The following is a 12,569-nucleotide window of genomic DNA, read 5'->3' as shown; positions in this document are numbered from 1 at the left end:
ATTTGTCCCGGAGTGACTGTGGGCGATAATAGCACGATCGGCGCAGGCAGCGGTGTGGTCAAAGATATTCCTGCAAATGTCGTTGCTGCGGGGAATCCTTGCCGCATTATCCGGCATTTATAGCGGTTCGTGCAAAAAATGAGGTATTGATCGATCGCTCCCTCAATCCCTCAATTCCCCATTCTAAAATCTAAAATCTAAAATCTAAAATCTAAAATCGACTGACTTCTGACCTTTTTGAGAAAGGCTATAGCTAGATGTGGTACGATCGACTCGCTGGCGCGATCGGCTCTTTGGAGCTTACCCCAACAATTTTAGATATTAGATACAGCCAGTTTGAGATTTTTCAAGTCAAAGCCCCCAGAAAAATCCGTGCAAAAAATCTAAAATCTAAAATCGCTTGGTTTTTCGCGAACGGTTTTCAACTCCTACTCAAAAGATTTTTTTATGACGACTGCAACAGTTTATCCCACCGCCCCCGATCTCTGCACCGACGACTACATCGCAGTGGGCTTGGCCACTTGCTTCATCAAAGAAGAAGGCGAAGTTCATCAAGTAAAAATCATCGAAGCTATCCCCTCTGCAGCTTTGGAAGCAATTGTCAAGGGAATTCCCACATCTTATGAAATGGCTTGGGGCACGACTTTAGGAGCGGTGCTGGAGGGCGACTCACCCAAAAGGCTGCCGGAATTCCCCCCGGAAGCTCAGTTTAGCGACGAATTCGGGTTTCGGGCGATCGCCGCAGCCCGCACTTACAAAATCCGCCCCGAGGCTCAAGTTCACATTCCTTCAGGAACAGTTCGCAACGACTTTGCTTATTCATTAGAACGCAAAAGAGTCCTCAATTCCGAGCGCATCGTTCGCACTGAAGACAATGTGAAACAGCACGATCACACTCACAAGGTTCTTTAAATTAAGTCGCCAAACTGCGGCTATTTAGCACGGAAAATAGTTTTGAGTTTTGAAATGTGAATTAAATATTTCTTAAATTTTTCGTTCATTAATAACTCAAAACTTTTCAAATTTTATTATTAAGAAAAACGCCCAATTCCTCAAGGTAGGTTGCGCCTTGCTTAATCAAAAAACGCCCATATCTCAACATTACCCGATCGCACAAAATTTAAACATCTCAACCTAGGCTGCGCCGAGCAGCGAACCTTACCAAACTGAGAGCAATTCTTAACAACACTTAACAAAATATAAGCGGTTGCTGAAATGTTTTAATTTGCCAAAAATATGGTAGGCTCTGATGCCAGTTTAGGATCGAAAACTTAATAACTTAAACACCTCCTACAGTCCTCTCTCCTGTAAGTTGCCTTCCTCAAAGGAGGCAGAGCCTCCGGATCTGCATTACCAGGCAGAGCCTGGTAACGAGCAATTAAGAGCTTGCTGAAATGTTTTAATCGCTCAAAAATATGGTAAAATCTAATGCCAGTTTAACAGAGTGAGCCGGCCAACGGGAAAAAATCAAAAAATCCCCGCACTTATTCAATGCTAGTAGTTTTCAGACTGCTCGCAGGCGAGCAAGTGCATCGCAGGTGAGCTGAGGATTTTAATCTCACAAATTGGTCAAACCATGCGAAGCTTTGCGAAAGTGAAGTGGTGGAAATTAACAAGATTGTTGCAAGCGGGATTTAAGGGAAAATACAATTTTCCCTACAAAATTGCGCTGTTAATTTTGGGCGCAACAATTCTAGCAGCTAGCATCATTGGTTGCATCAGCTATCACAGCGCGCGCCGCTTGATTGTGGACAATTTAGAGCGAAATGCTTTGTTAGAGGTGAAGCAGCGCGGGAACAAGATCGATCGCTGGATCGGTACGAGAAAGGCTGAGATCGAACTCCTCGCTAACACTCCTCCGGTGCGATCGATGAATTGGTATGTGGCAGGGCCTTATTTGAAATCCGAAGTAAATCGACTGCAAGAATTCCAGCATTTTGCATTAATTGACTCCGACGGTTCTTATTTCACTACAAAAGTCGGCAGAGCTTTGATTAATGTCAGCGATCGCCAACACTTCAAAAAAGCAATGGCTGGCGAAGTCTATGTTTCAGATCCTACAATTTCTCGCACGCTAAAACAACAAAGTATTGTTCCCATTTCGGCTCCGGTGCGCTCAAATTCGGCAAATTATCGAGATACAACGGCACAAAAGCCGATCGGAGTAATCAACGGCGTTATTAGCATCGACAGAATTGCCGAAGTAGTAGGAAAGCTGGAATATGGAGCCGGAACTTATGCCTTTGTTCTCAATTCTCAAGGAATCCCCATTGTCTATCCCGACGCTCGGTTAATCGGAAATATCGACAAGCCTGCTCCGAGTCTGTTACAGTCGGCAGATGCTAATTTGGCAAATGTAGCCAGGGAGATGGTTTATCAAAAAACGGGCATTTTGCTGACTAAAATCAACGAAGCCAAAGTTTATGTTGCTTATCTTCCCTTAGAACAAGCTGAATGGTCGATCGCCCTAGTCATTCCTTCCCACAATCTGGAAAAAGAACTAATCCCCTTAAACATATTAGCAGCAGCCGCCGCCATACTCTTCGCCACAGCTATTTTCGCAGCAATTGCGGCACTGATTCTGTTTGCCAAAAATGGCATCCGCACTCGCACAGAAGCGATTCTCCACCGTTTGACAGGACGCATTCGCGCTGGCTTGGGGATCGATCGCATCCTGCAAACAACAGTAGAAGAACTCGGTACATTGTTAAAGCTCGATCGAGCAATATTCGGCTGGTACGACCCCCGACAAGATACAGTAGAATTTTGCTGGGAATATTGCCGAAAAGGTTTACCGCAGCGCTTGGGAATCTTCGGCGCGACGGGAGGGCCATCGGGAGATTTAGCTGCACGGCTGCAGCGTTGCGAAACAGTAATTCTCAATAAAACCTCCGCCTCTGATGTCGCAGGATTTCAAAAATCCGCCCATCTCGAACTCACAAACAGCCGCTACGCAACAGTACCCGTACTTACTCAGACTAATCGGCTGGGATATTTGTTCGCCATTGCTAATCGGCAGTTTGCGAATCCAGACGAATTAGAAGTTTTGGAAGCAACAGCAGACTCGCTGGCGATCGCAATTTCCCAATCGCAACTCCAGGGACAAATTCAAGAAGAACTCAAACTTTTAGAAGAATTACTAGCCCAACTCAGAAGAACCGAAGAGCATTTAGTAAAAAGCGAAAAAATGGCAATTTTGGGTCAACTCGCCGCCGGAATTTCCGAGGACATTAATAACCCAATTAACTTTATTTACGGTCGCCTAATTCACGTCAACGATTATATCAAATATTTGCTCGAAATAATTCGCCTTTATCGCGAACAGTACCCCCAACCAGTGCCGCGAATTGCCAGAGAAATAGAAACCTTCGACCTAGATTTTATCAGCCAAGACTTGCCGGCAACTCTCAATTCTCTGAAAATAGGAACCGATCGCATTCGGCAGCTCGTAGTGGCTTTTCGGAAAATTTCACTTCCTGACGAAGCTAACAAAGAACGAACCAACGTTCGCGAAAGTATCGACAATATTCTGCTATTGCTCGCTCACAGGCTGTCTCCCAAAGTATTAGTAGTCAAGGAATATAACAACCAGCCACCAATTTTGTGCTATCCCGGTCAACTCAGCCAAGTATTTACGAATATCCTCAGCAGTGCGATTGATGCTGTTAACAGTCTTGACAACTCCGAGCCAATCATTACAATTAAAACAGATATAGTAGAGCATTTTTCTGGCAGGTTTATTGCAGTATCGATCGCCCACAACGGCTGCAGAATCCCGCCGGAGATTCAACAGAGAATATTTGACCCGTTTGGTGCTACTAAATCAATGAAAAATTTTACAGGATTGCGACTGTCGGCTTGCTATAAAATTATTGTAGAATTGCACGGCGGTATTTTTACCGTTCAATCTCCAGTACAGTCTGAAATTGAATCTCAAACTGGAGGCGGTGCTGAGTTTATAGTACAATTGCCGATCGTTTGATATCAAGCCCGCAAAACAGAAATTCGTTGCTGCAAAACGGATCGCGATCGGATTAGGGGAACAATAAAGGCGCGATAACAGCAAACAACCAGCCTCCCATTACCAAAACTTCCACAACAATTAATAGGATATTTTTGTTCATTTTTATACCATTTTTCTTTCATATGTGCTACTACCCCCCCCACTCCCCCCCGAAATAATGGGGGGTTGGGGGGGTAATATCCAGCGCTACTTTATGAAATTGGTATGACATTAAGAGCGATCGACAAAAGAGCGAATTTTGCGCCACCAAGCAGCCGGCGAATCCTCCGGGCGGTACGCAACATCAAACACCGACAAAATTAGCGGCAAACCCCCCACTTTCGCACTCATCAACAAGTGCATCAGCAGACAAAACACTAATACCGCCCAACCAGAAAGGTGCAAATAATACCAAACCTGCGTCAAATCCCCCGCCGGAAGCCATTCTTCCTTAACCATACTTCCAGAGGCGATCGCCCAAGTCAGCGCTAACAACATCAAAGTATTTACAATCCGGTGCAAACTGTACCACCAAATCGGTTTTCCCAACTGAGTTAGTTTGCCAAAAGAATCCGGCTGCACCAAGCGTTGTTGACCTGCGTGGAAACTGTACAATGCAAAAGCCGGCATCACTCCTAACAGCAACAGCTTGCCGAAAGTGCCGTGAATCCCGATGATATCAGCAATCGGAGGCGCGGGCACTTTGCCCAACCGCCCGTCATAGGCGTTGTACACCAAAAATGCGGTCAAAATTGCTAAAAGGGCGATCGCACCGTTAAGCCCGTGCAGCAATCTGAGCAACAATGGCTGGTAAGGTTTAGGTTGCGGCATTGTCAACTTTGGTACTGAAAAACTCCCGATCGTACATTACAACTAATCCCGGCATTTTTCAACCCTGCAAATTATGAAATAAATGTGATTAAAAAATGAATGTATTGTGATAAAACGGTAATTTTATCGAGGTTTAGTGTAGACTAAAATTGTCTAAAAAAATCTTTAATCGTAACGTTTTACACTTTAAAAAAATGGATGCAGCCACTACCGTCTTTCTTTCCTTGGGACTAGCAACAGATGCTTTTGCTGTGGCGATTTCTAGCGGTTTAGCAATCAAACACATGAAGCTCAATAAAGCTTTGAAAATAGCCTTATTTTTCGGCTGCTTTCAAGCTTTGATGCCCGTAATCGGATGGTTGGCAGGTCTGAGTTTTAGTTCTTGGATAACACCGATCGACCATTGGATAGTTTTTGGGCTTTTGAGTTTCATTGGCGGTAAAATGATTTACGAATCGCTGCAGGGCGAAGAAAGCGAAAAAAAGTTCAATCCCTTACATACTGGAACTTTGATAACCCTGTCGGTGGCGACGAGTATCGATGCCCTCGCAGTGGGAGTCGGATTTGCTGTCTTGAAAGATTCTATTGCTCAGGCGGTGACTGCGATCGGATTTATTACTTTCTTTTTAGCTTTTGCGGGCGTGTTTATTGGACACAAGTGCGGCAACTTATTTGCCAATAAAATCGAGATATTGGGCGGAGCAATTTTGATTTTTATTGGTAGCAAAATCTTATTTGTACATTTAACAGAAGCGACAATAATTACAGGGCAGTAGTCAGTAGTCAGTAGTCAGTAGTCAGTAGTCATTAGTCATTAGTCAGTAGTCATTAGTCAGTAGTCATTAGTCAGTAGTCATTAGTCAGTAGTCATTAGTTATTTTCCCAATGACCAATTCCCAATTCCCAATTCCCAATTCCCAATTCCCCAAAGATGCTATAACAGAAATATTGCGTTAAAGGAAAAAAAATTCCGTGCTGAAACTTTACGGCGGAGCCCGCAGCAGGGCCTCTATTGTCCAGTGGTATCTCGAAGAAATAGCGGTTCCCTACGAATTCGTCACCCTAGATATGCAAGCAGGGGAACACTTGCAGCCAGAGTTTCTGGAAATTAACCCGATCGGCAAAGTACCGGCAATTGTGGACGGAGATTTTAAACTTTGGGAATCCGGCGCAATTTTGCTGTATTTAGCTCAAAAATACGGTAAAATGCCCGAAAGTGTCGAGCAGCAAGCCGAAATCGTGCAGTGGGTGATGTTTGCTAACGCTACCCTCGGCCCGGGAATATTTGTCGAAGCAAGTCGCGATCGCGAAACCCCCCGCCTGTTAACACCCCTCAATCAAATCTTCGAGAAACAGCCGTTTTTAATGGGCGATGAATTCGGCGTCGCCGATGCAGCAGTCGGGTCAATTTTATGCTACATTCCGATGATGCTGAAACTAGACCTCAGCGCTTATCCGGCTGTTTTAGATTACATGAAGCGGATCTCGGAAAGACCGGCATTCCAAAAGGCGATCGGCCAGGGCTAAACATAGCATATCAAAATTATTCAGCTCTCTCCGCTCTTTCTCTGCGTTCTCTGCGTTCTCTGCGGTTAAATAATTCCAAAACAACCGTAAACGAGATCGAACCAAAAACTCAACAGCTAAAAGCAGGGGCTAATTTGTGAATAGCCCCTGCTTTTACTAAAATCCGACTTATCTGAACCCGACAGCCGCTTGCCAAACAAAAGCCAGCAGCAAGAAAAACACGGGAATCACTGGCAAAACATTAACCAGCGGGTCAAATATCGCATAAGCTTCGGGCAGTTTTGCTAAAAGTAATGCAGCTTCCATGAATCAACCTACCTATCCAACACAATTCTAATAATTGTCGCATATCTTCACCAAAGGAGCTCACGATCGATCGACAGTCGGTGTCAGCCAGTGGGCAAACTCTTCAGTAAATCGATCGGCCAAAATCGCCTCCCGCATTTTTCCAGTAAAGCGAATCAACTCCGTGACGTTGTGCAGCGCCAGCAAAGTATAGCTGAGAGCTTCCTTAGCCCGCGCCAAATGAGCCAAATAAGCCCGACTGAATTTTTGGCAGGTATAGCAAGGACAAGACTCATCCAGCGGAGCAAAATCCTCCCGAAACCGAGCATTTTTCAAATTCCAGCGTTCCCCGCGCACAAAAGCCGTCCCGTGGCGGCCCAGCCGAGTTGGAATCACGCAGTCAAACATATCTACACCGCTCGCCACCGCCAGCGCCATTTCCCGATAGGTGCCAATCCCCATCAAATAACGGGGCTTATTTGCAGGTAACAGGGGCGCAGTAACTCTCACAATCTCTGCGATCAAATCCCCCGATTCGCCGACGCTAACCCCGCCGATCGCATAACCGGGCAAATCTAAGTCTACCAACTGGTTCGCCGCGCGCGATCGCAAATCGGGGAAAACACCCCCCTGCACGATGCCGAACAAAGCTTGTTCCGGGCGCGAGTGAGCCTGCATACAGCGCTGCAGCCAGCGGTAAGTGCGATCTGTCGCTGCCTCCACCTCGTCCCGCGTAGCGGGGTAAGGCGGACACTCGTCAAAGGCCATAATCACGTCAGCGCCCAACTCGTTCTGAATCTCGATCGATTTTTCCGGCGTTAAATTAATGATGCGGCCGTCGCGGGGAGCTCGAAAAGTCACCCCATTCTCCGAAATAGTCCGCATTTGGCTCAAGCTAAACACCTGAAAGCCGCCCGAATCCGTCAGAATCGGGCCCGGCCAAGCCATAAATTTGTGCAATCCGCCCGCACCCGCGACAATCCGTTCCCCCGGCTGCAGGTGCAAGTGATAAGTATTCGCCAAAACCATTTGAGCTCCCGCGTCTTCAAGATGTGCCGGAGTCAAAGTTTTGACATTAGCCAGAGTGCCCACGGGCATAAACTTTGGCGTTTCCACAACACCGTGGGGAGTGGTAAAAACTCCTGCACGCGCTTGGGTATGGCTGCAGTTAGCCTTACATTTAAAAGAAAATCTCCCGTTGTCTTCAGTCATTAGTCTCCGTCGATCGTTAACCGCTACTCGGCCGTCCGTGTTATTTAATCTATTGTTGTTGACATCGCGACAAAAAAAACCATCACCCCGCCCAAAAACGGAGACAATTTTCCGACAATTGTCGTGGAGGGCAAAAAATTTTAGACCTTAGTTCTACCTCCCAGATTCACGGCGCTGCGAGTAAATCTAAAATCTAAAATCTAAAATCTAAAATCTAAAATCTAAAATCGACTGACTGGTGATTAAAACTGAGAATCATCCTCATCCAATTGCAGATCCCAGTTTCCTGAGAGTACCTGATCGACAACTGCATCCAAAGCTGCAGCATTTAAATTCCGGGAGACTTGCTCTTGCAAAGGATTGGACAGGGGAATTAACCGCAACTGCCGCCCCTCTTGAATCAGGTCAAAATAAGCACCATCTTCAGGCGACTGTTTCAGTTCCAGGTAATCAAAACTATATACGTTCAAATAAAGCGCGTGGTTGGCAATCATGGTAGAGCGGTGGGGGTTGGCGAAGACTTCGAGCACGTACCCTTCGCCTTCGCTGTAAATCTTGCCATCTTGGATGTGAAGGTAGCGCACACGTCCTAAATCAAACAGCAATCTTTTGATATCGCGCTTGTTGACGACAATGCCTGTATCGATGATGCAAGGAGCAACTACCCTGTTATTCGATTGGTCGTGACTCATGGAGTAAAAGCCTCTGTTGTAGTATGTTCCCGTTTTGGAAATCGGGGAGTTAGCTAGAATTCTGGATACGGGAAACCGGAATCTTGAGTTTAGTCATTTTAGATAGGGAGCTTCGGAAGCGCTGCTGGCAGAGGTTTTCCGGGGAAAATTGCTCGGACAGGAGGAATGCCCGATCCAAAGGACTAGGGTGTTACAGTTCCAATTCTGGCACAAGCTAATGAATTGACAACTGCAGACAAGATGAAAAACTTTCTATCTTATGGTGGATGATAAATTGGTTCGCTCTACGGTTGACTTTTTCCGGAATCAAGGCGCTGCCATTGCAGCCGCAGTCGCGTTTTATACTTGTTTGCCGATGCCGGTGTCTTGGACTTTGGAGTTTCGGGGCATTGCTCGCTTGGCTCCGGCGATCGGGCTTTTGATCGGCGGGATGCTGGGACTGGCGGATCTTGGGTTGCAGTTGCTGGGGATGCCTGCTCTGACTCGATCGGCCTTGGTGGTAGTTTTGGGCATCGCCATCACTGGCGGGCTGCACCTAGACGGGGCAATGGACGCGGCGGACGGGCTTGCCGTACCCGACCCCGTGCGCCGGCTGGAAGTGATGCGCGACAGCGTTACAGGGGCTTTTGGGGCGATGGCTGCGATCGCGATCGTCCTGCTGAAAACTGTCGCTCTTTCGGATTTGAATCACTATCGGTGGCTGGCTTTGATGGGTGTGGCGGGTTGGGGAAGGTGGGGCCAACTGGTGGCGATCGCCCGCTATCCCTATCTCCGGGCCGAGGGTAAGGGAGCTTTTCATAAAGAATCGATTTATTCACCTTTTGATTTTATCCCAGGAGTTCTGTTGTTGGTGAGTTTGAGCGTGCTGCAAGTTGTCTTGGATGGCGATCGGTGGCTGTTGGCGGTGGGGATGGCTTTGGGCGGAAGCGCGATCGGAATTTTTGCCGGAGCCTGGTTCAACCACCGTTTGGGCGGCCACACGGGCGATACTTACGGTGCTGTAGTTGAGTGGACGGAGGCTTTGTTGCTGTGTCTTTTGGTGGCTTTGGAAGGGTGAACAGTTGACTGTTATTGGTTATTTGTTATTTGTTATTTGTTATTTGTTATTTGTTATTTGTTATTTGTTATTTGTTATTTGTTATTTGTTATTTGTTATTTGTTATCTGTTACCTGTTACCTGTTAACCAATAACCCATAACTGTTAACCAATAACCCATAACCAATAACCCATAACCAATAACCCATAACCAATAACTAATGACCAAATTGTTGCCAGACTTTAGAGTATTGGTATTCGATCGGGTTTTTTGCTGTCAATTGTCCGCTGTTATGCCCGATCGCGATCGCTTTAAGGCGGTGCTTGATAATCCACACAAATTACCAGACCTGAGAGCAGTTCCTGGAGAGTTTCATGGGAAACTTGACCTAAACTGCGAATGAATCGTTCGGTTGAAAGGCTGCGAACTTGTAAAACGTTTCCCGCAGAGTCTCGATCGAGTTTATTTTGTGAGTTGGCATCAATGCGTACCATGAACGGGCGATCGCTAAATTTTTCTTGCCAGCTTGCGATCGGGATAATGATTCTAATTGGAATTGGGTTAAAAAGATCGGAACTGATAACAACGACAGGGCGAGTTTTTTGAATTTCCTGTCCTCGCGTCGGATTGAGATCGACCAACCAGATTTGGCCGCGTTTGGGGTTAGTCATTCTGCATCCACTCTTCGGTATCCAATATGGAAAATTCTGTGAGTTCAGGGTCGGTTATAAAATCATCGGCAGTTGCAGGAATCGATCGCGCTAGAATCTGATGGCGTTCCTCTAGGGGCAGCGCAGCGATTTGTCGTAGGGATAGCTTGGAAATTGTGATTTTTTCACTGGATTTTTGCCATAAAAATTCAGTGAAGTCGAGAACCTCTTGCTGCTTTTCGGGGGGTAAATACCGCAGTTTTTCTAAAATAAGTTGCTCGATATTGGCAGCGTTTTGCATAATTAGCTCTTTACCTTTCCTGTAGTTTAGCTTAAACTTAATCGGAACTACAACACCAAGGACGGCATCGTATTCTCTCTTTTCGCTCTGGATTTTGTGCTATAGCAGTTTTACCTGTTTACTATTGGAAGGGTACGCGGGCGATCGACCTTTTTTGAGGTAATTTCACCAGACTTAACATTATTGACAATTCATTTGCCGAGCGCGATCGACTGCAGCCTGCAATTTTTCCCCCAGTATCCCAACGTGCGGCTCTTGTAACATCCCCAAATGGTCGCTATGGATCTCGTGAATCTCTATTCCTCCCTTCACTACTTCGCCCCAACCCAATTCGCGATCGGCACCAAACAAGATGGCACTCTCAACCGCTTTGAAGATAGTCGCTCCACCAGAGTAAACTCCCGCTACATAGTGTCTCAATGCCTCTTGATTGAGTTCTCGATGAGTGAAGTTTTCCAAATAAATCGGCAAAGGACGCCCGATCGATCGGTAAAATTTGCACAATATTCTCCACTGAATCTCAGTAAGGCTTTCGATTTTCCCGCTCAGATTGCTCTTGGCTTTATTGATAAATACACCAGGTGTCAGGTGTAAAACTTTCATCGCCCGTTGACCGCGTTTTATTGCAGGAGAATGTTTAAAAGCATCCGGGCCGTAGGTATCCAACAATCCCAGCAAAGCTACCTTTTCACCTTTGGCATCAAGTTGCCTAGCTATCTCAAAAGCTACTGTCCCCCCAAAAGATACTCCTAACAGAAAATAAGGACCGTGCGGCTGGAAACTTTGCATTTCTTTGATGTAATAAGCAGCCAATTCCTCAACTCGATTGGGAGGAGCCAATTTGTCATCCATAATTTGAGTAGACAGGCCCAAAACTGCCTGCGATGGCTCCAAATGATTCAGCAAAGGACGGTAAAATTCCAATCCCCTACCGAGTACGTGAATGCAGAATAGAGGCGGTTTGTAACTCCCTGTTCCCGGTTGAATAACTACCATTGACGGAGACGGAGACGACCATTCCGGTTCGCGGAGAATATCAGCCAATTGTTCGACTGTTGGCGATTGGAAAATTGCAGATAGCGGCAGTTTTTTGCCGAATACTTTTTCAACTTCAGCTAACAGGCTCGCTGCTAGCAGCGAATGTCCTCCTACATCGAAGAAATTGTCCCGGACACCAATTGAATCGATGCCTAAAACTTGCTGCCAAATTTCTGTCACCTGGGATTCTAACTGGTCGCGGGGGGCAACAGCGATTGTTTCGTCGGGCGCAATGCTAGCAGATTGCCATTTTTGAGTGGTCAAAGCGCGGCGGTCAACTTTGCCGTTCGGGTTCAAGGGCAAAGCGTCGAGGAACGCAAACCCAACGGGTATCATGTAGTCTGGCAGCCTTTGTTTCAGGAAACTCCGCAGGGTTGCTGCTGCGAGAATTGTGTCAGGGCGGGGTACTGCATAAGCTGCCAGACATTTGTTGCCGGCAGCATCTAACTGAACTGCAATTGCTACTTGAGCGATATCTGGATGTGCGGCTAATACTGCTTCAATTTCTCCGACTTCTATGCGGAAACCGCGAATTTTTACTTGATTGTCGGTGCGTCCGAGATATTCGATATTACCGTCGGGTAGGTAGCGGGCTAAATCTCCGGTTTTATAAAGATTTGAAGAAGGAAGAAGGCTTGAAACCGATCGCTCTTCGGCATTTTTCCATCCATTTTCTGGGTCGATCAAAGGATTTGGAATGAACCTTTCGGCTGTCAAATCCGGGCGGTTGAGGTAGCCTCTGGCTAAGCCTGCACCCCCTGCGTACAACTCCCCTGGCACGCCGATCGGCACTGGCTGCAAATGCCGATCGAGTATGTAAACTTGAGTATTGGCGATCGGTCTGCCGATCGGCACCGAATTGCTAATTTGACTGTCTGGGGCGATCGTAAAACAGCAAGTAAAAGTCGTATTTTCGGTCGGCCCGTAGCCGTTAATTAACTGGCAATTAGGAGCCTCTGCGAGCAATTTCTGGACGTGGGGAACCGATAAAAC

12 protein-coding genes and 1 pseudogene are annotated in these 12,569 nt (G+C 46.5%); 6 read left to right on the top strand and 7 right to left on the bottom strand.

Going from position 1 to position 12,569, the window contains the following annotated elements:
- The 3 genes and pseudogenes from WBA89_RS25925 to WBA89_RS25915 form a co-directional block, all read left to right on the top strand.
- Positions 1–123: pseudogene (locus WBA89_RS25925) on the top strand (sugar O-acetyltransferase); the annotation flags it as partial.
- Positions 124–447: 324 nt separating this feature from the next.
- Positions 448–912, top strand: a complete 465-nt coding sequence (locus WBA89_RS25920) for a hypothetical protein (RefSeq protein ID WP_424410491.1) — start codon at positions 448–450, stop codon at positions 910–912.
- 682 nt (positions 913–1,594) lie between these two features.
- Positions 1,595–3,982 carry a cache domain-containing protein gene (locus WBA89_RS25915; protein ID WP_424410490.1) on the top strand — a complete coding sequence of 796 codons (2,388 nt, stop codon included), beginning with the start codon at positions 1,595–1,597 and terminating at the stop codon, positions 3,980–3,982.
- 252 nt (positions 3,983–4,234) lie between these two features.
- Here the strand turns inward: WBA89_RS25915 and WBA89_RS25910 are convergent, their stop codons facing one another.
- The gene (locus WBA89_RS25910) at positions 4,235–4,834 is read right to left on the bottom strand and encodes a cytochrome b/b6 domain-containing protein (RefSeq protein ID WP_424410489.1); all 600 of its coding nucleotides are present in this window, start codon (positions 4,832–4,834) and stop codon (positions 4,235–4,237) included.
- Positions 4,835–5,028: 194 nt separating this feature from the next.
- Here WBA89_RS25910 and WBA89_RS25905 point away from each other — a divergent pair, with 194 nt between their 5' ends.
- On the top strand, positions 5,029–5,610 hold the full coding sequence (locus tag WBA89_RS25905; protein ID WP_424410488.1) for a manganese efflux pump MntP family protein: 582 nt from the start codon (positions 5,029–5,031) through the stop codon (positions 5,608–5,610).
- Positions 5,611–5,806: 196 nt separating this feature from the next.
- A complete protein-coding gene (locus tag WBA89_RS25900; RefSeq protein ID WP_424410487.1) occupies positions 5,807–6,361 on the top strand; it encodes a glutathione S-transferase family protein in 555 nt (184 codons plus the stop codon).
- A gap of 168 nt (positions 6,362–6,529) precedes the next feature.
- Here the strand turns inward: WBA89_RS25900 and WBA89_RS25895 are convergent, their stop codons facing one another.
- From WBA89_RS25895 to WBA89_RS25885, 3 genes are all read right to left on the bottom strand, one after another.
- Positions 6,530–6,667 carry a photosystem II reaction center protein K gene (locus WBA89_RS25895; protein WP_068815178.1) on the bottom strand — a complete coding sequence of 46 codons (138 nt, stop codon included), beginning with the start codon at positions 6,665–6,667 and terminating at the stop codon, positions 6,530–6,532.
- Between the two features lie 60 nt (positions 6,668–6,727).
- A complete protein-coding gene (gene tgt / locus WBA89_RS25890) occupies positions 6,728–7,858 on the bottom strand; it encodes a tRNA guanosine(34) transglycosylase Tgt (protein ID WP_424410485.1) in 1,131 nt (376 codons plus the stop codon).
- 242 nt (positions 7,859–8,100) lie between these two features.
- The gene (locus WBA89_RS25885) at positions 8,101–8,550 is read right to left on the bottom strand and encodes a hypothetical protein (RefSeq protein ID WP_424410483.1); all 450 of its coding nucleotides are present in this window, start codon (positions 8,548–8,550) and stop codon (positions 8,101–8,103) included.
- Positions 8,551–8,809: 259 nt separating this feature from the next.
- Here WBA89_RS25885 and cobS point away from each other — a divergent pair, with 259 nt between their 5' ends.
- The gene (gene cobS, locus WBA89_RS25880) at positions 8,810–9,607 is read left to right on the top strand and encodes an adenosylcobinamide-GDP ribazoletransferase (RefSeq protein WP_424410481.1); all 798 of its coding nucleotides are present in this window, start codon (positions 8,810–8,812) and stop codon (positions 9,605–9,607) included.
- A 291-nt stretch (positions 9,608–9,898) separates the two neighbouring features.
- Here cobS and WBA89_RS25875 read toward each other — a convergent pair whose 3' ends face one another.
- The 3 genes from WBA89_RS25875 to WBA89_RS25865 form a co-directional block, all read right to left on the bottom strand.
- Entirely contained in the window at positions 9,899–10,258 is a 360-nt protein-coding gene (locus WBA89_RS25875; protein ID WP_424410479.1) for a type II toxin-antitoxin system PemK/MazF family toxin, read from the bottom strand.
- Positions 10,251–10,538: a DUF2281 domain-containing protein gene (locus tag WBA89_RS25870; protein WP_424410477.1), complete on the bottom strand. Its 288-nt coding sequence runs from the start codon at positions 10,536–10,538 to the stop codon at positions 10,251–10,253. The genes WBA89_RS25875 and WBA89_RS25870 overlap by 8 nt, the downstream gene beginning before the upstream one ends.
- Before the next feature lie 180 nt (positions 10,539–10,718).
- The coding region (locus tag WBA89_RS25865) for a thioesterase domain-containing protein (RefSeq protein ID WP_424410475.1) at positions 10,719–12,569 on the bottom strand (1,851 nt) is incomplete at its 5' end.

This window comes from Microcoleus sp. (genome assembly GCF_049646505.1).
In the GTDB taxonomy this organism is placed as follows: domain Bacteria; phylum Cyanobacteriota; class Cyanobacteriia; order Cyanobacteriales; family Microcoleaceae; genus Microcoleus.
This window is presented reverse-complemented; position numbering and strand designations above follow the sequence as displayed.